Raw genomic sequence first — 25,703 nt, 5'->3', positions numbered from 1 at the left:
ACCGGTAATGAAAATCTTTCCCACTGAATTTGATGGTCAGACAATTCGTCGTTTATACGACGAGACGACTGAAATCTGGTGGTTTTCGGTCATCGATGTGGTGCAGGTGCTCACGCAGCAGGTCGACTACCAGACTGCGCGCAAATACTGGAACAAGCTCAAAGAGCGTCTGAGCAAGGAAGGCAGTGAGTCGGTGACAAACTGTCACCGACTGAAATTACCGGCAGCCGACGGGAAAAACTACCTCACCGATGTTGCCACCGCCCAGACCCTGCTGCGCCTGGTGCAGTCCGTCCCCAGCCCCAAGGCCGAACCCATCAAACTCTGGCTTGCCAAGGTCGGCTATGAGCGCATGCAAGAGATGGCCGATCCGGCCCTGTCGCTGGACCGTGCCCGCCAGACCTGGCAGCAGCACGGTCGCAGCGACAAATGGATTCAGCAACGTATGACCGGGCAGGAAACCCGCAACAAGCTCACCGACTATTGGAGCGAGCACGACATCAAAAAGGGCAGCGAATTTGCCATCCTGACCAACATCATCCATCAGGAGTGGTCGGGCGTGAGTGTCGCGGAGCACAAGGATATGAAGGGGCTGACAAGCCACAACCTGCGGGACCACATGAGCGAGGCGGAGCTAATTTTCACGGCCCTGGCTGAGCTGTCCACCCGGCAGATAGCTGAAAGTGTGGATGCCACCGGCATGGCAAAAAACAAGTCCGCTGCCAAAACGGGAGGCCGCATTGCCGCCCAAGCCCGCCACCAGCTGGAAAGCCAGACCGGCAAGTCGGTGGTCACCGGTGCCAATTACCTGCCACCGGTTGCGCCCAAGGTAGTGAAGGTCGTCAAGGCCATCAAGGCCGCAAAGAAAGCGTAAAGCATCCACGCATCGGGCCGCTTGTGCTTGAACCTGACCCCATCCCCCTGTCTGCCCTGCAGCACTGGCGTTATTGCCCGCGCCAGTGCGGACTGATTCACTTGGAGCAGGTGTTTGACGACAACGTCCACACCCTGCGTGGCCAGGCGGTGCATGCCAAGGTAGACCAGCCCGGAGTCGAAACCGCCAAAGGCGTTCGCGTGGAGCGCGCTTTGCCTCTGTGGCATGACGAGCTGGGTTTGGTGGGCAAGTCCGACGTAGTGGAATTTTTGGCTGGGGGCGTGCCCTACCCGGTGGAATACAAACACGGCAGCCGCAACAAGGCCGCAGACATTGCCGCGTGTGACGATCTGCAGTTGGCAGCCCAAGGCATGTGCCTGCAAGCCATGACAGGCAAGACGGTGAACGAGGGCGCCCTCTACTACGCCACTTCCAAACGTCGGCGCGTGGTCGCTATCACTGAACAATTGCGCGTTGACGTGGCGCAGACCGCTGACGCCATCCGCCAAATGCTGGCCAGCGGCGAGTTGCCCCCGCCACTGGTGGGCGAGCAGGCGGCCAAGCGTTGCAAAGCGTGTTCGCTGCTGGAGCGCTGCCAACCGCAGGCCACGCACGCGGGGCTGATCGCCGCTCGGTCTGCGCTGTTCGACCCCGATTCCTAGGTCTGGATGCCCATGCAACTCCTCAACACCCTCTACGTCACCACAGCGGACACTTATCTGCGCCTGGACAACGACACTCTGCGCGTGGAGGTGGAGCAAGAAACCAGGCTACGTGTGCCACTGCACCACTTGAGCGCGGTGGTGTGTTTCGGTCATACGGGCTTGTCGGCACCGCTCATGCACCGCTTGGCTGAAGGTGGCATTGCGCTGGTGTTGCTGGATGACAATGGGCGTTTCAAAGCAAGGTTAGAGGGCGCAGTCACAGGCAATGTTCTGCTGCGCCAAGCTCAGTTTGGGCGTGTGGCAGACCCCGCGTTTACGCTGGACATGGCACGCGCCTGTGTGGCGGGCAAGATCAAAAACACCCGGCAGGTGTTGCAGCGCGGCGCCCGCGAAGCCAAGTCAGAAGACGAAGCCCAGGTATTAACCCGCCTGGCCGACGACCTGGCTGCCAGTTTGCGCGCGCTCACCGGGACCACCAGTCTGGACGCCTTGCGTGGTATTGAGGGTGAGGCGGCGCGCCAGTATTTCAGCGGCCTCAATTTGCTGGTGCGCCCTGAGTCGCGCGCGGTCTTCCAGATGGATGGGCGAACGCGTCGCCCGCCGCGTGACCGCTTCAATGCCATGTTGTCATTCTTGTATTCCATGTGGATGAACGACTGCCGTAGCGCGTTGGAGGCAGCCGGGCTGGACCCGCAAGTGGGTTTTTTGCATGCCTTGCGACCGGGCCGCGCTGCACTGGCGCTGGATTTGATGGAAGAGTTTCGCCCCTGGGCTGATCGCTTGGCCCTGACGCTCATCAACCGGGGTCAGTTGGACGCTGATGATTTTGTTTTGCGTGAAGGCGGTGGCGTGTTACTGGAGCCCGATGCGCGCAAGGCCGTGGTGGTGGCGTATCAGGAACGCAAGCGCGACGAGATCAATCACCCGCTGCTGGCGCAGTCTGTCCCCTTGGGCCTGGTGCCGCTGGTGCAGGCACGCTTGATGGCGCGCTCTTTGCGCGATGACGGTGCACCGTATGTGCCGTTTGTAGCCAAGTAGGATTGAGCCATGCTGGTACTGGTTTGCTACGATGTGTGTACTGAAACCAAGGCGGGGCGCCGCCGTTTGCGAAGGGTTGCCAAAGTCTGCGAGAGCACCGGGCAGCGGGTACAAAAATCGGTTTTTGAGTGCCAGTTGGATGTAGCGCAATTTGAGGCACTTGAGCGGGAATTGCTCGCAGAAATCGATGCGCAGCAAGACTGCTTGCGCCTGTACCGCATACCCAGTACCCGCGGGTTCGAAGTTCTTGAGCACGGCTCCTTCAAGGCGGTGGATTTTGATGGGCCGCTGATGCATTGATTGCGCCCCGAAGTGCTCGCAGACGCATGGCCTGTGGTAAGGTCAATGCCGCGAACCCCAAGTGGTTGACTTCTCCCTATAGGGTTCGCGCGCTACGCAAGCCATTGATTCAAATGATTTTCCAGAATCTCTCCACGCAAATCTACGGGGTTGGTCTTGTGGAGCAACGAGGTTCGCGCGAATGCACCAAAAATGCCTTTGCTGACAAGCCTTTGGCGGCGAAGCGGATCGCCCGGCATTCATGCTGGGCGCGGATTGAAACTGCCATGTGGTGACGGGCTGGCCGATTTCGTCGGGGATCGCCCGGCATTCATGCTGGGCGCGGATTGAAACATTCCAGAAAGCAAATCATCATGAAAACCTCTCGGGATCGCCCGGCATTCATGCTGGGCGCGGATTGAAACGACTTTTTGCGCGATGAAGTCCAACTCGGCCTGCGGATCGCCCGGCATTCATGCTGGGCGCGGATTGAAACAGCGCTGACGGCGGTGACCCGTGCCGTTTGCTCGGGGATCGCCCGGCATTCATGCTGGGCGCGGATTGAAACGAGACAAAAACCCTGCATGGTGAAAAGCAGTTTGGGATCGCCCGGCATTCATGCTGGGCGCGGATTGAAACCCATCCAACTCAGCGGCATCACCTACATCCTGCCGGATCGCCCGGCATTCATGCTGGGCGCGGATTGAAACCCATGCTGACCATCACCACCCCCGCCGATGCGGTGGATCGCCCGGCATTCATGCTGGGCGCGGATTGAAACAAATCAATCTAGGCACCGGAGCCGTCGTCGGCCACGGATCGCCCGGCATTCATGCTGGGCGCGGATTGAAACGGCCTTTTGCTTGGAGATGGCGGTCTCGTAGATCGGATCGCCCGGCATTCATGCTGGGCGCGGATTGAAACCAGCAAGCCGCCGCCCAATCTCAAGCTTGGCCAGGGATCGCCCGGCATTCATGCTGGGCGCGGATTGAAACCTGTGGTGGCTGTGCCAAAGGCCAGCGTCACAAAGGATCGCCCGGCATTCATGCTGGGCGCGGATTGAAACAGTGTTTTCCAGCGCAGGGTGGTGCTGGTGGCGCGGATCGCCCGGCATTCATGCTGGGCGCGGATTGAAACATGTCGGGCATGGCGTTCTCGGCGCCCATCTCAGGGGGGATCGCCCGGCATTCATGCTGGGCGCGGATTGAAACATCACGGACCACATGCGCTTTTGACCGTGCCAGGGGATCGCCCGGCATTCATGCTGGGCGCGGATTGAAACCCCTTGTCATACCCGGCTTGCGCCGACTCTTGCGGGGATCGCCCGGCATTCATGCTGGGCGCGGATTGAAACCCTGGACCGAGTTGCAACGCCTCAAGCGTGAAGGGATCGCCCGGCATTCATGCTGGGCGCGGATTGAAACAAGCTGGCCGACTACCAGCCCTACGTCAAGCAGCGGATCGCCCGGCATTCATGCTGGGCGCGGATTGAAACTTGGGGTACCGGCGCGATACCCGCCGACCAGATTGGATCGCCCGGCATTCATGCTGGGCGCGGATTGAAACGTGCTGGTCCCGCTCATCCAGCTTCTATGGCGCCTGGGATCGCCCGGCATTCATGCTGGGCGCGGATTGAAACATATCCTCGTCGGTCAGTACAAAGTCGGGCTGCACGGATCGCCCGGCATTCATGCTGGGCGCGGATTGAAACGACTCGATCAGCAACATCGTGGTCAAAGTGCTCGGGATCGCCCGGCATTCATGCTGGGCGCGGATTGAAACACCTCATGGATCCGCGTCATCGCCGGAAACAAAGAGGGATCGCCCGGCATTCATGCTGGGCGCGGATTGAAACAGTGCAGGTGTCGCTGCACTGGCAATTTGCTGCGGATCGCCCGGCATTCATGCTGGGCGCGGATTGAAACAGCTTCTTTCATTGCGGCGGCCAATTCATCATTGGGGATCGCCCGGCATTCATGCTGGGCGCGGATTGAAACATCCGGCCATGGTTGGCCAGCAGCGTGCGGCTCAGGGGATCGCCCGGCATTCATGCTGGGCGCGGATTGAAACATCTGGCTGGAGCAACAGAGCCCGGCCTATGCGGGGATCGCCCGGCATTCATGCTGGGCGCGGATTGAAACTACAAACTCTGATGCGTCAAGAAATGCCATCACAGGATCGCCCGGCATTCATGCTGGGCGCGGATTGAAACTTCTTGCTATAGCTGATGAAGCCCTTGGCAGCGCCCGGATCGCCCGGCATTCATGCTGGGCGCGGATTGAAACACGCTTGAGGTGGTACAGCGCTGAAAGGCGTACAGGATCGCCCGGCATTCATGCTGGGCGCGGATTGAAACAAGTTGTATGCCATTTTTTCTGCGATGGCACCGCCCGGATCGCCCGGCATTCATGCTGGGCGCGGATTGAAACTGCAGCGTTTCCAGGTAGCCAGCACTTACGTTGTGGATCGCCCGGCATTCATGCTGGGCGCGGATTGAAACACGCATGTACTCTTGGGCTCGCAGCCCGCCTCGGAGGATCGCCCGGCATTCATGCTGGGCGCGGATTGAAACTTCTTTGGTAAGCAAACAAACCACTCGGTAATCAGGGATCGCCCGGCATTCATGCTGGGCGCGGATTGAAACATCGCCGCTTCAAGCGTTGGGTATCCGTACTCACGGATCGCCCGGCATTCATGCTGGGCGCGGATTGAAACGCTCCATCTAGGTTTAAAAACCCGCACCACTTGCGGATCGCCCGGCATTCATGCTGGGCGCGGATTGAAACCCTAAGGGCTTGCGGCTCTACGGCGTGGGTGGCCGGATCGCCCGGCATTCATGCTGGGCGCGGATTGAAACCGTTTACCAGCGAATCCACTCCCCGACATGACCGGGATCGCCCGGCATTCATGCTGGGCGCGGATTGAAACATGATCTGGGACAAAGAACTTCACTTCTTGCATGGGATCGCCCGGCATTCATGCGGGGCGCGGATTGAAACCGGTTGCCAGCAGCGGCTTGGGGGGCGATGTGTTGGATCGCCCGGCATTCATGCTGGGCGCGGATTGAAACACGCCGTTGTCTTGAGTTGTATCCCTGCAGGTTCAGGTCAGGACTCTGTCTTGCTATGCTTGCGCCCTTTGCAGCCATCCCCCAAGCCAAAAGGAACCACGATGAAACCAACTTTAGGCAAGTCCCTGCTGGCGATCACCTTGCTGGCGCTGACACAGGCCGCCAGCGCAGGTCTGCCCGCCGTCAATGTCAAACAGGCCGCCGCGCTGCAAAGCAGCGGTGCGCTGCTGCTGGACGTGCGCGAAGTCGATGAGTACGCGCAGGGTCATGCCCCTGGCAGCACGCTGATCCCGCTGGGCCAGCTGGCACAGCGGCTCAAGGAGATCGCACCCTTCAAAGGCCAGCGCGTGGTGTTGATTTGCCGCTCCGGCCGGCGCTCGGCGCAGGCCACCGCGCTGCTCGAAACAGCGGGCTTCGGCGCCGCCTCTAACGTCGAGGGCGGTATGCTGGCCTGGCAGCGGGCCGGTCTGCCGGTGCTCACCGGCACCGCTTCGCGCTAAGCCGCTGCGGACCCGCAGTTAGCCGCGGGCGCTTGGCGCCTAACGACCCAACTGCTGCAACCACTGCGCCAACTCCTGCGCCGCCGCATCGGTGGCGAGCTTCAAGGCCTGGACACCGCCGACGGCATCGGCGCTGGGGGCCGGGCGCTGCACCACGATGATGCGCTGCGCCAGCAAGCCTGCCCCGCTGGGGCTGGCCTGGGTGAGCGTGGCACGCAGGCGCAGCAGGCCCACGCTTGAGCCGGGCGTTTCAAACAGCTGGCTGAATTCTTCGAGCTCCACGCCCAGGTTGATCGGGGTCACGCTGGCCAGCCCGTCCGGCGTTGCCAGCTTGGCCGCGCTGACGACGGCTCCCGGCTCCAGCAGGGCGCGGTCTTGCCCCAGCTGTTCGCGCAGGCGCTGGCGTACCAGTTGGGCCGGTGGCATGCTCCAGCGCGCCTGCGCGTAGGGCCGCAGTTGCTGCGCATTGGTATAAGCCAGCCGGTACAGCACGGCACTGCCGTCCAGTGCGCTGCTGGCCTTCACCTCTTCCAGGACGAGTGGCGCCAGGGCAGACGCGCCGACGTGGCCCGCCTGGGGCGCCGGCGCGCTGCTCAGACCACCGGGTCCAAAGTCATACACCGCCGGACGTGCCGTGGGGCGCGTCAGCGAACAGCCAGTGAGCGTCACAAAAAATAGAAGAATTAGGGCTCTAGCCCCCGTAGAATGAGCGTTGGATGCTATGAAATTTACAGCGTATTTCATGGTTGACCTGGGGTTGCAGAAAAGCCGGGTTCGCCCGGGCCAGGCGCCTGCGGCCCATTGCCCAAGAGCAGGGACTGCGGGTTGTCGCTGACGTTGACGGCCGCCCGCCCGACCTGGCGCGTCATGCGGGCGGTGTCGCCCAGCGCCTGATTCAGGCGCGGCAGCGTCAAGGTGTTCAGGGTTTGGGCGGTGGCCCCCAGTGTGCCAACCCCCAAGCTGAGCTGGTCGAGCGTGCCGCCGGGCTCGTTCATGCGCTCGGTGACGGCTCGGAAGGCGCGGGCCGAGACGCGGGCCTCGTCGGCGCTGTCGCCGACCCGCTCGGACGTGGCTTGCATCGACTTGAGAGCGACGGTGGCGTCCTGCACCATCGGCGTCAGCAGCTTGCCGGTGCGGTCTGAAAACTGCTGCAGTCCGCGCGCCGCCTGACCGATGTTGTCGATCGCGCCGATCACGGTCTTCTGGTTGTCGTCACCCAGCAGCTTGTTGACGCGCTGCGTGGTTTCTTCCAGCTGCCCCATGATGCGCAGGCCCCGCTCGGACAGTTCAGCCAACAGGCCCGGGCGCATCGGAATGCGCGCGGGCGGGTCCAAATCGGCGCGCAGCGCGACTTTGGAGGTTCCGGTGTCGTCGAGCTGGATGAACGCCAGCCCGGTGACACCCTGAAAACCGAGGGTAGCGAAGGTGGATTGGGTGATCGGGGCCTGCTCATCCACCGCGATGCGGATCAGCACATTGCCGGGCGTCACCGGATCAAAGCCAATGGCGCTGACCTTGCCTACGTTCACGCCTTTGAAACGCACCGTGGCTTGCGGCTGCAGGCCGGAAATGGCCTCAGCGCTGGAGAGCTCATAGATTCGCTGCGACTGCGTGTCGCGGGTCAGCCAGAGTGCCAGCCCAACCAGCAGGGCCAGCATCAGCAGCACAAAGGCGCCAGCGGCCAGGGCATGAGATTTGTTTTCCATAAGTCTGTGTTTTACTCGGTAAGCGGGGATTGACGCAACACGGCCGCAGCCCGCTGGCCACGCTCGCCCAGAAAAAAGTCGTGAACAAACGGATGATCATGCGCCATCACCTCCACGGGCGTGCCGCAGGCAATGATTCGCTTTTCGGCCACCACGGCAATTCGGGTGCTGAGCTCGAACAGGGTGTCCAGGTCGTGCGTCACCATCACCACCGTCAGGCCGAGCTCCTGGTGCAGCGAGCGCAGCAGCGCCACAAAGCCGTCGGCACTGTCGGGGTCGAGCCCGGCGGTGGGCTCATCGAGCAGCAGCAGCGGCGGGTCCATCACCAGCGCGCGCGCCAGCGCCACCCGCTTGATCATGCCACCGGACAAGTCAGACGGCATTTTGTGCGCCTGCGCTGGATCCAGGCCGACCATCTGCAGCTTGACCATGGCCACCTCCCGAATCAGCGGGAGCGGCAGGGTGCCGAGCTCGCGCAGCGCAAAGCCAATGTTCTCCAGCACCGTGAACGCAGAAAACAAGGCGCCATGCTGGAACAGCATGCCGACGCGGCTGGCCGCGCCTTCGGCGCCGAGTTGCGCTGCTGGTTGGCCCAGCACCGTGACGCGGCCCCGGGCGGGCTTCTCCAGCCCCAGGATCTGGCGCAGCAGCACGGTCTTGCCGCTGCCGGAGCCGCCGACGATGCTCATGAACTCACCGGCTTCGATGCGCAGGTTCAGGTCCTGGTGCACCACGGCGTCGCGCCCGGCGGTGTGGAATACCGACCAGAGTTTGTCGATGTCGACCACGGCCGGGGCAGCTGGCGCGCCGGCGCTCATATGCCCACGTCCTTGAACACCAGCGCAAACACCGCGTCGACCAGAATCACCATGGCAATCGAGGTCACCACCGAGGCGGTCGTGCCTTGGCCCAGGCTCTCGGTGTTGGGCTTGACGCGCAGGCCGTAGTGGCAGCCGATCAGGGCGATCAGCAGGCCAAACACCACCGATTTGCTCATCGCCAGCGTCAGGTTGGAGGCTTCGACTGCACGGGGCAAGGCGGCAAAAAAATACGCTGGTGTCACGCCCATGGCCAGGTCAGCGGCCAGCATGCCGCCAAACAAGGCCGCCAGTGAGGTCCAGACCGTGAGCAGCGGCATCGCCAGCGCCATGGCAATGGCGCGCGGCAACACCAGCCGGTAACCTTGGGCGATGCCCATCACGCGCATGGCGTCAAGCTCTTCGGTGACGCGCATGACGCCGATTTGCGCCGTGATGGTCGAACCCGAGCGCCCGGCAATCAGGATCGCGGCCAGCACCGGCCCGAGCTCGCGAATCACCGACATGCCCAAAATATTGACGATGAAGCTGTCGGCGCCAAACTGGCGCAGTTGCAGCGACATCAAGTACGCCAGCACCACGCCAATCAAAAAACCCAGCAGCGCGGTAATCGGCAGCGCGGTGGCGCCGATGCGAAACAGGTGGCCCGACACGTCACGCCACGGGCCCTTGGCGGGCGCGCGCAGCAGCTTGAGCGTGTCCAGCAACAACTGGCCGAGCAGCCGGGTCGCATCCCTCAGGTGGTCAATCAACAGCCAGACCAGGGCGCCCAGCGCCAGAAACAATTGCCAGGCACTGGTGCGCCGCGCCACCGGCGCCGGCAGCGCGTACTGCTCGACCCGGCCGAGCATGGCGCGCTGCGGCGGTTCAATCAACAGCTGAGGGGGCCATTGGTGGCCCCAGGCGTTCCACAGCACCTGGGCCCCGGTGTGGTCGAGCCGCTGCAGGCCGCGCAGGTCCCAGCTGAGCTTCACCGCGTCACCCGGGGCAGCGAAGGACAAGTCGGACTGCAAACGGGCCCAATTGGCGGGCTCGGCCAGGCGCGCGGCCGACCAATCACCCGACAGCCGCAGCCCTGCGCCGTCAGCCGCAGGGCTGCGCTCAATGCTTGGGGCGTCTGGCGTCATGGCGACTCAGCGTGGAATGGAGAAACAAGAACCATGCGGGCATCGTAACGCCAAGCGCTGACGCCGGGGTGCTTGACCGCTCTTCGCCTTGCGGCAGAATGGCCGCATGAGCACCACGTTTGACTACATCATCATCGGCGCTGGCACCGCCGGTTGCCTGCTGGCGAACCGGCTGTCCAAGGATCCGGCCAAGCGCGTGCTGCTGATCGAGGCCGGCGGCAAAGACGATTACCCCTGGATTCACATCCCGGTGGGCTACCTGCACTGCATCGGCAACCCGCGCACCGACTGGCTGTATCAGACCGAGGCCGAAGTCGGCCTGAATGGCCGCGCCTTGCGCTATCCACGCGGCAAGACGCTGGGCGGCTGCAGCAGCATCAACGGCATGATCTACATGCGCGGCCAGGCGCATGACTATGACCAGTGGGCGCAGCTCACCGGCGACGATGCCTGGTCGTGGCAGCGCTGTTTGCCCGACTTCATGGCGCATGAGAGTCACTATAAATTGGATAGCTACTCAAGCATTAAGGACGGGGGCCAGAGGCCAAAAAGACTTGAAGATTTCAAGAACTTCCATGGCAACGCCGGCGAGTGGCGGGTCGAAAAGCAGCGCCTGCGCTGGGACATTCTGGATGCGTTTGCACAAGCCGCGCAGCAGGCGGGCATCAACCCGACCGACGACTTCAACGCCGGCTCCAACGAGGGCGTTGGCTACTTTGAGGTCAACCAGAAAAGAGGCTGGCGTTGGAGCACGGCCAAGGCGTTTTTGCGCCCCACCTGCATGAACAGGCCCAATTTCACGCTCTGGACCTCAGCGCAGGTGGTCCAACTGCAGCTGCAAAACCAGCTGGACGGCAGCCAGCGCTGCAGCGGCGTGCAGGTCTGCGTCAAAGGCGAGATGGTGAACGCCAGCGCCAGCTTTGAGGTGATCCTGAGCGCCGGCAGCATCGGCTCGCCGCAGATTCTGCAACTCTCCGGCATCGGCCCGGCCGCGCTGTTGCAGCAGCATGGCATTGTGGTGCAGGCGGACGCGCCGGGGGTGGGCGCCAACTTGCAGGATCACCTGCAGATTCGCACCGTGTTCAAGGTGACCGGCGTGAAGACGCTCAACACCCAGGCCAACTCGCTGTGGGGCAAGGCCATGATCGGCCTGGAGTACGCGCTCAAACGCAGTGGCCCGATGAGCATGGCGCCGAGTCAGCTGGGCGCCTTCACCCGCAGCGACGCCAGCCAGCCTTACCCCAACATCGAGTACCACGTGCAGCCGCTCAGCCTGGACGCGTTTGGCGAGCCGTTGCACCGCTTCAACGCCTTCACCGCCAGTGTCTGCAACCTGCAGCCCAGCAGCCGCGGCACGGTGCAGATCCAGAGCCCGCGCTTTGATGCGGCGCCTGCCATTGCACCGCACTACCTGAGCACCGAGGCGGATCGCCAGGTGGCGGCCGACTCGCTGCGCCTGACGCGCACCATCGTGGCGCAGCCGGCGCTGGCCAACTACCAGCCGCAGGAGTTCAAGCCCGGCGTGCAGTTTCAGACCGACGACGAACTTGCGCGCCTGGCCGGCGACATTGCCACCACCATCTTTCACCCGGTCGGCACCACCAAAATGGGCGCGACCGACGACCCGCTGGCGGTGGTCGATGCGCGCCTGCGGGTGCGTGGCAACCGCGGCGGCCTGATTGCGGGCTTGCGCGTGGTCGATGCCGGCGTGATGCCGGTGATCACCAGCGGCAACACCAACTCGCCGACCTTGATGATTGCCGAGAAGGCGGCGCGCTGGATCGTCGAGGATGCAGCACGGCAACTGAAAGGGTAAATCCGAAGAGGGTAAATCCTGATGCGCTGTCCGCCGCAGCCGCGTAAAGTCGGGCCAATTGTCAACGAGCCACCGGCCCGTTGACCCTGAAAGGCCCGGGAGACAAACCCCCAAGAGGCAGTGTAAAACGAGGCAATCCAGCGAAGATTGCGCTGAGGAAGGCACCGGCAACCCCGGTGCTTTTTTTATGCCAAATCAGCCTGCAGCCCCCGTCGTTATTGCATTAGAAGCTACAAATAATGTAGTTCCGAGCCGCCACACCCGGATGCGACAATGCCCTGATGGAATTGTTCATCGTCTCTGCTGCCTCGCTGCTGGCCGGTTTTGTGGATTCGATTGTGGGCGGCGGTGGTCTGATTCTGGTGCCTACCCTGTTCGCCACCTTCCCCGCCGCGCACCCGGCCACCCTGTTTGGCACCGGCAAAGGCGCATCGGTCTGGGGCACTGCCTTTGCCACCCTTCAATTCAGCCGCCAGGTCGAGATGCGCTGGGCCGCTCTGCTGCCCGCGGCCGCCGCCGGTTTTGTCGCGGCCTTCGCCGGCGCCTGGCTGGTGACCGTGGTATCCCCTGATTTTTTGCGCAAGCTGCTGCCCGGCGTGTTGCTGGCGGTGCTGATCTACACCGTGCTCAAAAAAGAACTGGGCCGTACCCATGCGCCGCTGTTCTCGGGCGACAAAGAGGCTTATCTGGCGGCCGCCATCGGTGCTGCGACCGGTTTTTACGACGGTTTCTTTGGCCCCGGCACCGGCAGCTTTCTGGTGTTTTTGTTTGTGCGCGTGATGGGCTACGACTTCCTGAGCGCCTCAGCGGCGGCCAAGCTGATCAACACCGCCACCAACACGGCGGCGCTGATTCTGTTTGTGGCCAAGGGCCATATCTGGTGGCATTTTGTCCTCGCCATGGCGCTGGCCAATGTAGCGGGCAGCCTGCTCGGCACGCGCCTGGCGCTCAAGCATGGCACCGGCTTTGTGCGGGCATTCTTCATCGTGATCGTAGGCGCGCTGATCCTGAAAACCGGCTACGACGCTTTCCTTCGCTGAGGACGGCGCCGCAGCGCCCTTAGCGAACGGCTGGCGTGGCGCTGGTCGCTATGGCGGGCGCGCTGGCAGCGGGAGTGACCGGGCCCCCCGGCGGCCAGGGCACTTCAGCCACCGTGCGCGGCTTGCCAATCGGGGCCGTCGCCAGGCCTTGTTGCACGGCCTCGATGTCTTCCCCGCTAGGGTACTGGCCCAGCAGCAGGTAATCGATCACGCGCCGTGCGATCGGGGCCGCCGAGGTGGAACCAAAGCCGGCGTTTTCCACAATCACCGCCAAGGCGATGCTGGGCGCCTCGGCCGGCGCAAAGGCAATGTAGAGCGAGTGGTCACGCTGGCGCTCCTCCATGCGCGCGGCGTTGTATCTTTCATTTTTTCTCATGGTCACAGCCTGCGCCGTGCCGGTTTTGCCGCCACTGAGGTACGGGGCACCGGCAAATACCCGCCTGGAGGTGCCCTGCTGCGTCACACCCACCATGGCTTGGCGGATGACTTGGATGTGCTCTGGTTTCAACCCCAGGTTCTCGGGCGGCTCAGGCGCCACCGGCACGCTGACTTGGCTGCCGGCCTCCTGGTTGGCGATCACCAACTGGGGTTTGTGCTTGATGCCGTCGTTGGCCAAAATGGCGGTGGCCTGCGCCAACTGCAGCATGGTGAAACTGTTGTAGCCCTGCCCAATGCCCAGCGAAATGGTTTCACCCGCATACCATTTTTGCTGCTCCTGGCGTTTGTAGTAGTTGCGCTTCCAGTCCTGGCTGGGCAGCACGCCACGCACCTCGCCGTGGATGTCGATGCCGGTGATCTGGCCAAAGCCCAGCGGCTTCATGAAATCATGCATGGCGTCAACGCCGAGTTCGTTGGCCAGCGAGTAAAAGTAGACGTTGCTGGACTCCACAATGGCGCGGTGCATGTCCATGATGCCTCCGCGCTCGTTCTCCGGGCTGCCAAAGCGGCGCCCCCCAAACATGAAGAAACCGGGGTCGTTGATCAGCGTGCTGGCTGAGCGCTTGCCCGTCGTCAAGGCCGCCAGCGCCATGAAGGGCTTGTAGGTGGAGCCGGGCGGGTAGGTGCCGCGCAGCGCCCGATTCAGCAGCGGCTTGTCGATGGACTCGTTGAGCCCTTGCCAGCTTTCCTGGTCAATGCCTTCGACAAACAGATTCGGGTCAAAGGTGGGCTTGCTGACAAAGGCCAGTACTTCGCCGGTCCGGGGGTCCAGCGCCACCAACGCGCCGCGGCGATCGCCAAACAACTCTTCCACCAGATGCTGCAGCTTGATGTCGATCGCCAGCTTGACGGTGTTGCCCGGCGTGGCCGGGCTGCTGGCGAGGCGGCGCATGGCACGCCCCCCTGCCGAGGTTTCCATCGAATCAACCCCGGTGATGCCGTGCAACTGGGTCTCAAAGCTCTGCTCCACGCCGAGCTTGCCGATGTAGTCGGTGCCGCGGTAGTTGGCGGCGTCGTCGGAGTCGTCGAGCTTTTCTTTCTCGCTCATGTTGATGCGCCCGATGTAGCCGATCACGTGGCTGGCCAGCTCGCCATAGGGGTAATTGCGAAACAAGCGCGCCTTGATGTCGACACCCGGAAACCGGTAGCGTTGCACCGCAAATTTGGCCACTTCCTCATCACTCAGGCGGGTGCGCAGCGGCAGCGACTCGAAGCTCTTGGATTCTTCGCGCAACTTCTTGAAGCGACGCCGGTCACGCGGCGTGATGTCGAGCACCTGCGACAGCGCATCAATCGTCTGCTCCAGATCAGTCACCTTGGACGGCGTCACTTCCAGCGTGTAGGCCGAATAGTTGCTGGCCAGCACAATGCCATTGCGGTCCAGGATCAGGCCGCGGTTCGGCACCACCGGCACAACCGCTGTGCGGTTGCTTTCGGCCTGCTCCAGCAGGTCATCGTGGCGCACCACCTGCAGGTACAGAAGGCGCGACAGCAGCAGCAAGAAAGCCAGCACCACAACGAGCCCTGCCACCAGCACCCGCGCGCGAAAACGCGACAGATCCGCCTCGACGTTGCGCAGTTCGATCATGAAAGCGAAATCACCGGGTCACAGGGGCCGATTCGCATCGGGGTCGGGCGTTCGGCGCTGCGGCACCAGCAACAGCACGCTAACGGCCGGCCACAAGAGCGACTCGATCAGCGGCGCCAGCAACAGCCACCAGCCGGGAAAGCCGCCGCCCGCCAGCATGCGAACACTCAGCGCAATGGCATGCGCCACCACAAACAAGGGCAGCACCTGGAACGCCTGCGACGGCACCGGAAACCAGAGCAGGCGGCGGTGGATGGCAATGGCCAGAAAACTCAGCACCGTGTAGCTCAGTGCGTGCTGGCCCAGCATCGCCCCTTGGTGCACGTCAACGAAGATACCCAACACAAAAGCCGCGCCAATGCCGATGCGCTGCGGCTGGTGAACGCTCCAGAACACCAGCACCAGTGCCAACAGGTCGGGCACCCAGGCGGCTCGCCCCCACAGCCCCATGTTCTGCACCATGTTGAGGAACAAGGCCGCCAGCAGGCTGCCCCAGATGAAGAAAGGGTTGGCGGGCAGCAGCAACTGGTGGCCCGGTCGCATGATCATTTCTTCAATCCTTTGCGGGCAGCCTCAGCGGCGGTTGGCATCACCGGCGGCGCGGCCATCGGGCTGGTAATCGGTTGCAGCACCATCACGTGCACCACGCCCGACACCAGCGCCAAGGGCTCACAACTGATGCGCGCAAAGGCAGAGTCAACGCGCCGATCTACTTTGGCCACACGCGCCACCGGCAAACCCGGCGGGTAGACGCCATCCACGCCACTGGTGGTCAGCAGGTCGCCGATTTTCACGTCGGTATTGGCGGCCATGAAACGCAACTCCAGCGCGCTGGCGCGCAAGGCCGGATCCCCAAAGGCGACGCCGCGCGCCCCGGTGCGGGTGTTGAGCACCGGAATGGCCTGCTCCCGGTCGGTGATCAAAGTGACTTCGCTGGTCGCCGGATAGACGCGGGTCACCTGGCCCAACACGCCGGTTTCATCCAGCACCGGCGAACCGGCAACAACACTGTCAAGCAAGCCGCGGTCGATGATGACTTTGCGCGTGTGCGGGTCAGCGGCGTCATACAAAACCTGCGCTGCCTGCGAGGGCGTGCTCACGCGCTCGCGCAGCGCCAGCAGCGCGCGCAAGCGGGTGTTTTCCAACAACAACTGCTCGACCTGGCTGGCGCGCAGGGACTGCAAACCGAGCTTGTAGAGGGCCGCTTCTTCGCTGGTCTGGGAGCGTTTGAGAGACTCAAAATATTTACCGCCGCCCTGGGCCCACACCACCGGTCGCAGGGCCAGCCATTGCACGGGATAGAGCACGGTGGCCACCGCCAACCGCAGCGGCCGCGCCAACTCAAGGCGAGCATCGGCCACCATCAGGAACAGCGCCAGCAGGCTGAAAAACGTGAGTTTGGATAAGGCCGACGGGCCCTGCCGAAAGAATGGCGGCGGTGTCCCGTCCAGCGTACCGAGTGGCATCGCTGCGCCTGTTGCTTATTCGCTGGTGAAAATGGAGCCCAGGCGGTCCATCCGCTCCAGCGCCATGCCGCAACCCCGCACCACGCAGGTCAGGGGGTCTTCGGCCACCAACACTGGCAGTCCAGTCTCTTCGGCCAGCAGGCGGTCCAGGTCACGCAACAGCGCGCCGCCACCGGTGAGCATCATGCCGCGGTCGGCAATGTCGGCACCGAGTTCGGGCGGGGTTTGTTCCAGCGCGTTCTTGACCGCCGACACGATGTTGTTGATCGGGTCGGTCAGGGCTTCGAGGATTTCGTTGCTGGAGATTGTGAAGCTGCGCGGCACGCCTTCGGACAGGTTGCGGCCGCGCACTTCCATCTCGCGCACTTCACTGCCGGGGAATGCCGAGCCAATATTTTTCTTGATCGCTTCTGCCGTGGGCTCGCCAATGAGCATGCCGTAATTGCGACGGATGTAGTTGATGATGGCCTCATCAAAGCGGTCGCCACCGACACGCACACTGCCTTTGTAGACCATGCCACCGAGCGATATGACGCCGACCTCGGTGGTGCCGCCACCAATATCCACCACCATGGAGCCACTGGCTTCGCTGACGGGCAGACCGGCGCCAATGGCAGCAGCCATGGGCTCTTCGATCAGGTAGACGTCGCTGGCACCCGCTCCAAGAGCTGATTCACGGATGGCGCGGCGCTCGACCTGGGTGGACCCGCACGGCACGCAGATGATGATGCGCGGGCTGGGCCGAAAAATGGAGCGCGGGTGCACCATCTTGATGAATTGCTTGAGCATTTGCTCGGTGACCGTAAAGTCGGCGATCACGCCGTCTTTCATCGGGCGAATGGCTTCGATGTTGCCGGGCACTTTACCGAGCATGGCTTTAGCCTCTTTGCCCACAGCCTGGATGGTCTTCTTGCCTTGCGGGCCACCTTCATGGCGAATCGCCACCACCGAAGGTTCATCAAGCACAATGCCCTTGTCGCGGACGTAAATCAGGGTGTTGGCGGTACCGAGGTCAATCGCCAAGTCAGTGGAGAAGTACTGACGGAATGCTCCAAACATTAATAATCCTCTCGGGCACGGTGGGCGCTTCGGCCTGCCATCGCCAGGTTAACGGGTTCAAAATCGGGTTTTATTGGCTAAAACCTGCCGGGTCGCAGACCCCTAGCCAAAGGCAGGATAATACCCCATCCCCTGTGAATAACCGTCCGGCCTCGCCTCTTCAGAGGTGTTTTACAACCGGTTTCGAATGAAAATACCTTATGTCCCTCACTTCTGCTGACATCGCCCGAATTGCCAACCTGGCCCGGCTGGAGCTTCAACCCGCCGAGAGTGAGCGCATGCTGACCCAGATCAACGGCTTCTTTGCCCTGGTTGAAAAGATGCGTGCGGTCGACACCACCGGCCTTGAGCCGCTGGCTCACCCGGTGGCTGCCATTCAGGACATCACCTTGCGCCTGCGGGAAGACCGGGTCAGCGAGCCCGACAACCGAGAGGCCAACATGCGCAATGCCCCAGCGCTGGAGCACGGCCTGTTTCTGGTGCCCAAGGTCATTGAGTAACACCGCCAACAAACAAACATATAGATGACTACCACCACTGCACTGCACGACCTCACCGTGGCCCAGCTCGCGGGCCTGTTGCGCGCGCGCAAAGTCTCCGCCCTGGAAACGGCCCAGCATTTTTTGGCCCGCGCCCAGGCGAATGCGTCGCTCGGGGCTTTTCTGGACTTCAACGAAGAGGTGACGCTAGACCAGGCGCGCGCCGCTGACCTGGCATTGACTGCCGGCAGTGCCACGCCAACGCTGCTGGGCGTTCCGATGGGACACAAGGATATTTTTGTCACGCGCGATTTCATCTCCACCGCAGGCTCCAGGATGCTGGCCGGTTATCGCTCACCGTTTGACGCCACCGTGGTGAGCAAGCTGGCCGCGCAGGGCGTGGTGACTTTGGGCAAGCTCAATTGCGACGAATTTGCCATGGGCTCGGCGAATGAAAATTCGGCGTTTGGCCCGGTCAAAAACCCATGGGACCTGACCCGCACCCCCGGCGGCTCATCCGGCGGCAGCGCGGCAGCCGTGGCAGCGCGCCTCCTGCCCGCCGCCACGGGTACTGACACCGGCGGCTCGATTCGGCAACCGGCCTCGTTTTGCGGCGTCACCGGCATCAAGCCCACGTACGGTCGCGCCTCGCGCTACGGCATGGTGGCGTTTGCCTCCAGTCTCGATCAGGCCGGGCCGATGGCGCGCAGCGCCGAAGACTGCGCTTTGCTGCTGTCGGCGATGTGTGGGCCGGACCCGGACCGTGATTCCACGTCACTGGACGTGCCGGCCGAAGATTTCACGCGGTCTCTGAACAAATCCATCGAAGGTTTGCGCATTGGCGTGCCGGCTGAATTTTTTGGTGAAGGCCTGGCTGATGACGTGCGCGCTGCCGCGGACGGCGCACTCAGGGAGTTGGAGAAACTGGGTGCCAGGCTGGTGCCGATTTCGCTGCCGCGCACCGAGTTGTCCATTCCGGTTTATTACATCATTGCACCGGCCGAGGCGTCGAGCAACCTGAGCCGCTTTGACGGCGTCAAGTTCGGTCACCGGGCCGCGCAGTACGCGGACTTGACCGACATGTACAAAAAGACCCGCGCCGAGGGTTTTGGTGATGAGGTCAAGCGCCGCATCATGATTGGCACCTATGTGCTGAGCCACGGCTACTACGATGCCTACTACCTGCAAGCGCAAAAGATCCGCCGCATGATTGCTGACGATTTTCAGCAGGCTTATCTGCAGTGCGACGTGATTGCCGGACCGGTGGCACCCACGGTGGCGTGGAAACTGGGCGGGCACGGCAACGATCCGCTGGCCGATTACCTGGCCGACATCTTTACCCTGCCGGGCTCGCTGGCAGGTTTGCCGGGCATGAGTTTGCCGGTGGGCTTTGGCGCCAACCACATGCCGGTCGGGCTGCAACTGATCGGCAATTATTTGCAGGAGGCTCGCCTGCTCAATGTGGCGCATCGCTTCCAGCAGGCGACGGACTGGCACCTGGCCAAGCCAGAAGGATTTTGAGCATGAATACGTTTGTTGAAAAAGCACCGTCAGCCGCGCGTGCCGCCCTCCCATCTCCGCTGGTGATGGGTTACGAAGTCGTGATTGGTTTCGAGACCCACGCCCAGCTCTCGACCCAATCCAAGATCTTCAGCCGCGCCGCCACCGCCTTTGGCGCCGAGCCCAACACCCAAGCCTGCGCAGTGGACCTGGCGCTGCCGGGCACCTTGCCGGTGATGAACAAGGGCGCGGTCGAGCGGGCCATCCAGTTTGCGCTGGCGATTGGTGCCCAGGTGTCGCCGCGCAGCATTTTTGCGCGCAAGAACTATTTTTACCCGGACCTGCCCAAGGGCTACCAGATCAGCCAGTTTGAAATTCCGGTGGTGGTCGGTGGCGAGGTTGAATTTTTCCTCGACGATGAAAAACGTTCGGTGCGGCTGGTTCGCGCCCATCTGGAAGAAGACGCCGGCAAGTCGCTGCACGAAGATTATGTGGGCCAAACCGGCATCGACCTGAACCGCGCGGGCACGCCGCTGCTGGAGATCGTGACCGAGCCCGACATGCGCTCCAGTTTGGAAGCGGTAGCCTATGCCAAAGAGCTTCACAAGATCGTGACCTGGATTGGTATTTGCGACGGCAACATGCAAGAAGGCAGTTTCCGCTGTGACGCCAATGTGTCGGTGCGCAAGCCCGGCGGGCCACTGGGCACACGGCGCGAGGTCAAGAACCTCAACAGTTTCAAGTTCATGCAGCAAGCGATTGACTACGAGGTGCGCTGGCAGATCGAGCAGATTGAAGATGGTCATGTGATTGAACAGGCCACCGTGTTGTTCGACCCCGACACGGGCGAGACGCGTTCCATGCGGAGCAAGGAAGATGCAGCCGACTACCGTTATTTCCCAGACCCGGATTTGCCGCCGCTGGTGATTGCCGATGACTGGGTGCAACGCGTGCGCTTGGAGATGACCGAGCTGCCGCGCGTGATGGCGCAACGCTTTGTCACTGACTATGGGCTCTCGGATTACGACGCCACAGCGTTGACCCAAAGCCGGGCCATCGCCGCCTATTTCGAAGCCACCACCCAGGCCTGCGGGCAGGCCAAACTGGCCAGCAACTGGATCATGGGTGAATTGGCACGCCGACTCAATGCTGATGAGATTGACATCGCGCAATCTCCCGTTGCGGCAACGCAGCTGGGCTTGTTGATCACCCGCATCGTGGACGGCACCCTGTCCAACAACGCCGCCAAACAGGTGCTTGATGCGCTTTGGGCCGGCGAGACCCCTGATGTCGATGCGGTGGTTGAGTCCAAAGGCCTCAAGCAAATGAACGACAGCGGCGCGCTGGAAAAAATCGTCGATGACGTTTTGGCCGCCAACCCGAAAAACATCGAGCAGTACAAGGCCGGCAACAGCAAGGCGCTCAACGCGCTGGTCGGTCAGATCATGAAGGGCAGCCAAGGCAAGGCGAACCCGCAGCAGGTGAATGACCTGCTGCGCCGGAAGCTGGACTGATGCCAGGTCTGCTTCAATGCGCCTGGTCCCTACCCCGTTTGGCCGCACGCAAGTGCTGGCCGGGGGTATGGGTCAAGGCCGCAACCACAGCCGCTTCAGCCGCGTCAGTTCTTCGTCGAAACGCGCGTTGACGCGCTTGAGTTCCGACTCTTGGTCGGCAATAAACCGGCCCTGAATGGCCAGGCTTTGGGCCAGCTCGTCAACCTGGCGCCGGACCGAGGGCGGTGCTTTGCTCGGGTCTTTCTTGTAAAACTCCATCTCTTCATTGATCACGGCGCGCTGGCGCAGCAGCTCTTGCACCCGATGCATCGCCGCCTGGCGCACGACGCCAATCTGAGCTAGCGCCTCAGCGCGTTCCTTGTCATGCACCGCCTGATTCGGGTAGCGCGCCAGCAGCGCCCGGTCGCGCCGCTTCTCTTCATTCAGGCGCGCCCAATCTTCCTGGGCCACCTTCTCCCGGGCGTCAAGCGCCGCGCGCTCCTGCGCGGTGAGTGTCGGACTCACCCGGGCTTTGACCGTACCGCTCGGGTTGAGCACTTTTTGTTCGCGGTCATTGCAGTCGGGAATGGGTCGGTCAGAGGTCAGTGTTCGGCCCCGTGCGTCGACGCAGGTGTAAATGCCCTGCCCATTGTTGCCATTGCCCGACTGCTGCGCCTGGACGACGGTCATGCCGAACAGGATCATCAGCAAAACGCCGCTGACAGTTTGCGTCGCAACGAACCCAATCCGTCTGAACATATTTAACTTTCTACGACGCCATAGCGCTGCCGATAGGCCAGCACCCGTTGCTGGTCAGCGGCCAGTCCGGGCCCGCTGTGCTGTTGAAGATACTGCATTAAATCGGCCAACTTGGCAATGGCGCATACCTGCAAGCCAAGTTGCTCTCGCACGTACTGCACTGCGCTGTAGGGCACGTCGACCACGGCATCACCACGGCGCTCGGTGGCCATTTCTTGCCGGTCCAGCGCAATGATGACGGCGTGGGCCGTGGCGCCTGCCGCCTGGATGACGGCGATTGATTCGCGGGCCGCGGTACCGGCGGACATCACGTCGTCCACAATCAGCACCCGTCCTTTGAGCGGGGCGCCAACCAGGGCGCCGCCCTCGCCATGGTCCTTGGCCTCCTTGCGGTTGTAGGCAAAGGGGACGTTGCGGCCCAGGCGCGCCAACTCCGCCGCCAGCACCGCACCCAATGGAATGCCTTTGTAGGCCGGGCCAAAAATCATGTCGAATTCAATGCCGCTGGCCAGCAGGCGCTGCGCATAAAATTGCGCCAGTCGTCCTAATTTGGCCCCATCGTCAAACAAGCCGGCATTGAAGAAGTAGGGGCTCAGGCGACCGGCTTTGGTTTTGAATTCACCAAAACGCAGCACACCACAATCGAGCGCAAACTGCACAAACTCCTGGGCCAATGTGTCCGACACAGGGGCGGCGCCGGTTTTAGTTCCAACACTTATCGACATCGGGGAATTCCTTGTTTAAATTAACCAGCCTCAACCTCAACGGCATCCGCTCTGCTACAGCCAAAGGCCTGGAAGCCTGGCTCACCAAGACTCAGCCAGATTGTATTTGTGTACAGGAGGTCAAGGCACAGGCAGTGGATGTGCAGGGCCGCTTTGAACACCTGGCCGGCCTGCGCGGCCACTTTCATTTTGCCGAGAAAAAAGGTTATTCCGGTGTTGGCCTGTATACCCGGCACGAACCCAGCGACGTGCGGGTCGGCTACGGCTCCTCTCAGTTTGACGCCGAGGGACGTTACGTCGAGTTGCGCTTTGACACGCCCAGTTCCAAGCGCTCCATCATCAGTTGTTATTTTCCCAGTGGCTCGTCGGGCGAGGAACGCCAGCAGGCCAAGTTTCGCTTTCTCGAAGAGTTCTATCGGCACTTGGCGCAAATCAAGACCGAGCGCGACTTCATTCTGTGCGGCGACGTGAACATCGCGCACCAGGAAATAGATTTGAAAAACTGGAAAGGCAATCGGAAGAATTCAGGATTCTTGCCCGAAGAGCGGGCCTGGATGACGAAGTTGTTGGCCGAGGCCGGGCTGGTGGACGTGTACCGGCAACTCCACCCCACCGCCACGGACGAAGCCTACACCTGGTGGAGCAACCGGGGCCAGGCCTATGCCAAGAACGTGGGCTGGCGGCTGGACTACCACCTGGCGACGGCGGGTATGGCATCGGGCGCACGGTCGGTGGACATCTACAAGGGCGAGAAATTTTCTGACCATGCGCCGTTGACGATTGACTATGACTGGGATAAATAAGACGATGTCCATATCGCCCCCTCGGTAGATCAACGACCGCAGCACCCAAACACGTCACCGGGGGCCGCCTTGTGGTGCTACGCGAGAGGCTGGGTTGCAGATCCTTAACGCCGCGCCCCTTAACGCAAATGACCACCCATGGCGGACAAATGGCCGTCCAGCGTAGGACGAACGGCAGTTAAGAAGTTGCTCAGCGACTCGGGTTGCGTCGCTCCTTTACGCCACGCCAAACCCACTTCCAGGTGCGCGAGCGGATTGGCCAGAGGCCGGGCTTCTATCCGGTCCCCCTCCAATGACCATGGGCGGTAAAGCATGTCTGGCAGCACGGAACAGCCAGCGCCCGTGGCGACCAGGCTGCGCACGGCCTCTACGGAGGAGGTGCGGATCAGCACATTGGGGTCGGTTCCGCCCGCGTTCCACAGCGCCGTGGTGGCATCGCCCAGTTCATCAACCTGCAGCAGTATCAAAGACTGCTCGGCCAGATCGGCGGCCTGTATTTTTTCTTCTGTGGCCATGCGGTGGTTCACTGGGCACCAGACCCGCCAGCCTGAACGCAAAATGGTTTCGGTTTCGAGCGCGCGGTAGTTTTGCAGTTGCGACACCACAATCAGTGCCACATCGAGTTCACCGCTCACCAGCAAATGCTCCAAATAGTCGCGGCGGTCTTCCGTGATCTGAACTTGAATGCGCGGAAACACCCTGCGAAAACGATCCAACAAGAACGGCAGGTAGTAGCCCACCATGAGGCTGGTCACGCCAATATTGAGTTTACCCGTCACCGTATGCGGTCTTGACGCCAGCGCGTCCCGGGCGTTGCGCATGGCCACCTCAATCTGGTGGGCGTGGCGTAGGAACTGGTGGCCTGCATGGGTGAGAGACATGCCGCGCGCCCGGCGCTCAAACAGTAGCGTGCCCAAATCAGCCTCGATCTGGGCGATGGCGGTAGACACCACCGATTGCGACACATCCAAACCCTGAATGGCGGCCGAAATGGAACCCGACTCCGCCACCGCTATGAAATACCGAATGCTCTTAAAAGATGTACCCATACCGATCTTTCGTCATTTCTGGCACCATTTTGGTTGATTTAAAGGGTAAACCCGACAATGCATCATTTTGGAACCTAGGGTAAACCATTGACTTGATGTCTTTTGGTGCGAGGTTTCTATTTTACAGATAGATCGTATTGGCTGGCCAAGGTAGGCAAGGCCTTGTGCAACCCCTAAGATTCCAAGCGAGCTGAACGGCCAATGAGCAGTCCAGCGGTTTGTTCATCCATTTCGCACCAGGAGAGTTTTTATGTCTCAAAAACGCGCCATCACTGCAGGCCTGCTCGCCGCCTGCGCTGCGGCATCCACACTCGCAGCCCCACCCGCATCCATCGGCAAAGGCGAGGGGCAACTGAACATCATCGCCTGGGCTGGCTACATTGAGCGCGGCGAATCCGATAAGGCCTATGACTGGGTCACCGGATTTGAAAAGGAAACCGGTTGTAAGGTCAACGCCAAGTCTGCCGCCACCTCCGATGAAATGGTGTCGTTGATGAAGCAAGGCGGCTACGACCTGGTGACGGCCTCGGGCGATGCCAGCTTGCGCCTGGTGGCCTCCAAACTGGTGCAGGAGATCAACCCGGCATTGATACCCTCTTACAAAAATGTCGATGCGCGCCTGCAAAACGCAAATTGGCACACGGTGGGTGGCAAGCATTACGGCGTGCCCTACCAATGGGGGCCCAACGTGTTGATGTACAACACCGATGTGTTCAAAAAAGCGCCCGACTCCTGGTCTGTCGTGTTTGAAGAACAACAGCTGCCTGATGGCAAGTCCAACAAAGGCCGTGTGCAGGCCTATGACGGTGCCATTTATCTCGCTGATGCCGCCTTGTACCTGATGTCCAAGAAACCTGAGCTTGGCATCAAAGACCCGTACGAACTCAATGAAAAGCAATATGCCGCTGTGCTGGCATTGTTGCGTGGGCAAAAGAAACTGGTCCACCGCTACTGGCACGACGCCACGGTGCAGATGAACGACTTCAAAAACGAGGGGGTTGTGGCTTCAGGCTCGTGGGGCTACCAAGTCAATGCCCTGGCAGGTGAAAAGAAGCCCATCGCCTCCACCATTCCAAAAGAAGGCGTGACCGGCTGGGCCGATACCACCATGCTGCATGCCAGCGCCAAGAACACCAACTGTGCCTACCTTTGGATGGAGCACTCACTGAGCAACCAGGTGCAAGCCCCTCTGGCCGAATGGTTTGGTGCCAACCCTGTGATTGCTGCGGCCTGCAAGGCCAAGGCGCCCGGCGGCGGTGACTTCTGCAAAGACAACGGCTATGACCGCTTCACCCAGGTCAAATTCTGGAAAACACCCCAAGCCAAATGCACGACTCACGGCACTTGTGTTCCTTATGCCAAATGGACCATGGACTACATCAGCGTCATGGGCGGTCGTTGATTTCTGGGC

23 protein-coding genes and 1 CRISPR repeat array are annotated in these 25,703 nt (G+C 61.8%); of the genes, 12 read left to right on the top strand and 11 right to left on the bottom strand.

Features of this window, described 5'->3' with window-relative positions; genetic code table 11:
* Positions 1–7: 7 nt before the first annotated feature.
* The 5 genes from GZ093_RS06180 (at position 8) to GZ093_RS06160 (ending at position 6,426) form a co-directional block, all read left to right on the top strand.
* A complete protein-coding gene (locus tag GZ093_RS06180; protein WP_296483541.1) occupies positions 8–874 on the top strand; it encodes a BRO family protein in 867 nt (288 codons plus the stop codon).
* A gap of 23 nt (positions 875–897) precedes the next feature.
* On the top strand, positions 898–1,536 hold the full coding sequence (gene cas4 / locus GZ093_RS06175; RefSeq protein WP_296483538.1) for a CRISPR-associated protein Cas4: 639 nt from the start codon (positions 898–900) through the stop codon (positions 1,534–1,536).
* A 12-nt stretch (positions 1,537–1,548) separates the two neighbouring features.
* A complete protein-coding gene (gene cas1c, locus GZ093_RS06170; protein ID WP_296483536.1) occupies positions 1,549–2,577 on the top strand; it encodes a type I-C CRISPR-associated endonuclease Cas1c in 1,029 nt (342 codons plus the stop codon).
* Positions 2,578–2,586: 9 nt separating this feature from the next.
* Positions 2,587–2,877, top strand: a complete 291-nt coding sequence (gene cas2, locus GZ093_RS06165) for a CRISPR-associated endonuclease Cas2 (RefSeq protein WP_296483533.1) — start codon at positions 2,587–2,589, stop codon at positions 2,875–2,877.
* A gap of 225 nt (positions 2,878–3,102) precedes the next feature.
* A CRISPR array of direct repeats spans positions 3,103–5,926; the repeat unit is 37 nt; unit sequence GGATCGCCCGGCATTCATGCTGGGCGCGGATTGAAAC.
* A gap of 101 nt (positions 5,927–6,027) precedes the next feature.
* Positions 6,028–6,426 carry a rhodanese-like domain-containing protein gene (locus GZ093_RS06160; protein ID WP_296483530.1) on the top strand — a complete coding sequence of 133 codons (399 nt, stop codon included), beginning with the start codon at positions 6,028–6,030 and terminating at the stop codon, positions 6,424–6,426.
* A gap of 39 nt (positions 6,427–6,465) precedes the next feature.
* On the opposite strand, the gene GZ093_RS06155 is transcribed toward GZ093_RS06160, so the two are convergent.
* From GZ093_RS06155 to GZ093_RS06140, 4 genes are read right to left on the bottom strand one after another with little or no spacing between them, the layout of a single operon-like run.
* Positions 6,466–7,170 (bottom strand): ABC-type transport auxiliary lipoprotein family protein, encoded by a 705-nt coding sequence (locus GZ093_RS06155; protein ID WP_296483528.1) that lies wholly within the window; start codon positions 7,168–7,170, stop codon positions 6,466–6,468.
* Positions 7,167–8,132 (bottom strand): MlaD family protein, encoded by a 966-nt coding sequence (locus tag GZ093_RS06150; protein ID WP_296483524.1) that lies wholly within the window; start codon positions 8,130–8,132, stop codon positions 7,167–7,169. Before GZ093_RS06150 ends, GZ093_RS06155 begins: the two co-directional genes overlap by 4 nt.
* An 11-nt stretch (positions 8,133–8,143) precedes the next feature.
* Complete coding sequence (locus GZ093_RS06145) at positions 8,144–8,950, bottom strand: ATP-binding cassette domain-containing protein (protein ID WP_296483521.1); 807 nt, start codon at positions 8,948–8,950, stop codon at positions 8,144–8,146.
* Positions 8,947–10,077 (bottom strand): ABC transporter permease, encoded by a 1,131-nt coding sequence (locus tag GZ093_RS06140; RefSeq protein ID WP_296483518.1) that lies wholly within the window; start codon positions 10,075–10,077, stop codon positions 8,947–8,949. Before GZ093_RS06140 ends, GZ093_RS06145 begins: the two co-directional genes overlap by 4 nt.
* Before the next feature lie 106 nt (positions 10,078–10,183).
* Between GZ093_RS06140 and GZ093_RS06135 the strand changes: the two genes are divergently transcribed.
* Both GZ093_RS06135 and GZ093_RS06130 read left to right on the top strand, forming a co-directional pair.
* Complete coding sequence (locus GZ093_RS06135; RefSeq protein ID WP_296483515.1) at positions 10,184–11,893, top strand: GMC family oxidoreductase N-terminal domain-containing protein; 1,710 nt, start codon at positions 10,184–10,186, stop codon at positions 11,891–11,893.
* A 281-nt stretch (positions 11,894–12,174) separates the two neighbouring features.
* Complete coding sequence (locus GZ093_RS06130; protein WP_296483511.1) at positions 12,175–12,933, top strand: TSUP family transporter; 759 nt, start codon at positions 12,175–12,177, stop codon at positions 12,931–12,933.
* Between the two features lie 19 nt (positions 12,934–12,952).
* Here the strand turns inward: GZ093_RS06130 and mrdA are convergent, their stop codons facing one another.
* The 4 genes from mrdA to GZ093_RS06110 are packed head-to-tail and all read right to left on the bottom strand — an operon-like array spanning position 12,953 to position 17,484.
* On the bottom strand, positions 12,953–14,959 hold the full coding sequence (mrdA, locus tag GZ093_RS06125; protein WP_296483509.1) for a penicillin-binding protein 2: 2,007 nt from the start codon (positions 14,957–14,959) through the stop codon (positions 12,953–12,955).
* 18 nt (positions 14,960–14,977) lie between these two features.
* A complete protein-coding gene (gene mreD / locus GZ093_RS06120; protein WP_296483505.1) occupies positions 14,978–15,508 on the bottom strand; it encodes a rod shape-determining protein MreD in 531 nt (176 codons plus the stop codon).
* Complete coding sequence (gene mreC / locus GZ093_RS06115) at positions 15,505–16,425, bottom strand: rod shape-determining protein MreC (protein WP_296483503.1); 921 nt, start codon at positions 16,423–16,425, stop codon at positions 15,505–15,507. The genes mreD and mreC overlap by 4 nt, the downstream gene beginning before the upstream one ends.
* Positions 16,426–16,440: 15 nt before the next feature.
* Positions 16,441–17,484 carry a rod shape-determining protein gene (locus GZ093_RS06110; protein ID WP_296483501.1) on the bottom strand — a complete coding sequence of 348 codons (1,044 nt, stop codon included), beginning with the start codon at positions 17,482–17,484 and terminating at the stop codon, positions 16,441–16,443.
* A 200-nt stretch (positions 17,485–17,684) separates the two neighbouring features.
* Between GZ093_RS06110 and gatC the strand changes: the two genes are divergently transcribed.
* The 3 genes from gatC to gatB are packed head-to-tail and all read left to right on the top strand — an operon-like array spanning position 17,685 to position 20,977.
* Positions 17,685–17,984, top strand: coding sequence for an Asp-tRNA(Asn)/Glu-tRNA(Gln) amidotransferase subunit GatC (gene gatC / locus GZ093_RS06105; protein WP_296483498.1), 300 nt, complete (start codon positions 17,685–17,687; stop codon positions 17,982–17,984).
* 24 nt (positions 17,985–18,008) lie between these two features.
* A complete protein-coding gene (gene gatA, locus GZ093_RS06100; RefSeq protein ID WP_296483497.1) occupies positions 18,009–19,484 on the top strand; it encodes an Asp-tRNA(Asn)/Glu-tRNA(Gln) amidotransferase subunit GatA in 1,476 nt (491 codons plus the stop codon).
* A 2-nt stretch (positions 19,485–19,486) separates the two neighbouring features.
* Complete coding sequence (gene gatB / locus GZ093_RS06095) at positions 19,487–20,977, top strand: Asp-tRNA(Asn)/Glu-tRNA(Gln) amidotransferase subunit GatB (protein ID WP_296483494.1); 1,491 nt, start codon at positions 19,487–19,489, stop codon at positions 20,975–20,977.
* A gap of 72 nt (positions 20,978–21,049) precedes the next feature.
* On the opposite strand, the gene GZ093_RS06090 is transcribed toward gatB, so the two are convergent.
* Positions 21,050–21,715, bottom strand: a complete 666-nt coding sequence (locus GZ093_RS06090; protein ID WP_296483491.1) for a DUF4124 domain-containing protein — start codon at positions 21,713–21,715, stop codon at positions 21,050–21,052.
* A 2-nt stretch (positions 21,716–21,717) separates the two neighbouring features.
* The gene (pyrE, locus tag GZ093_RS06085) at positions 21,718–22,440 is read right to left on the bottom strand and encodes an orotate phosphoribosyltransferase (RefSeq protein ID WP_296483490.1); all 723 of its coding nucleotides are present in this window, start codon (positions 22,438–22,440) and stop codon (positions 21,718–21,720) included.
* An 11-nt stretch (positions 22,441–22,451) separates the two neighbouring features.
* Between pyrE and GZ093_RS06080 the strand changes: the two genes are divergently transcribed.
* Entirely contained in the window at positions 22,452–23,243 is a 792-nt protein-coding gene (locus GZ093_RS06080; RefSeq protein ID WP_296483487.1) for an exodeoxyribonuclease III, read from the top strand.
* A 119-nt stretch (positions 23,244–23,362) separates the two neighbouring features.
* Here GZ093_RS06080 and GZ093_RS06075 read toward each other — a convergent pair whose 3' ends face one another.
* Entirely contained in the window at positions 23,363–24,292 is a 930-nt protein-coding gene (locus GZ093_RS06075) for a LysR family transcriptional regulator (protein WP_296483484.1), read from the bottom strand.
* A 250-nt stretch (positions 24,293–24,542) separates the two neighbouring features.
* Between GZ093_RS06075 and GZ093_RS06070 the strand changes: the two genes are divergently transcribed.
* Positions 24,543–25,694, top strand: coding sequence for an ABC transporter substrate-binding protein (locus GZ093_RS06070; protein WP_296483482.1), 1,152 nt, complete (start codon positions 24,543–24,545; stop codon positions 25,692–25,694).
* Positions 25,695–25,703 lie beyond the last annotated feature (9 nt).

Source organism: Rhodoferax sp. (assembly GCF_010365055.1).
Lineage (GTDB): Bacteria > Pseudomonadota > Gammaproteobacteria > Burkholderiales > Burkholderiaceae_C > Rhodoferax.
The sequence above is the reverse complement of the archived record's forward strand: the minus strand, read 5'-3'. Positions and strand labels throughout refer to the sequence as shown.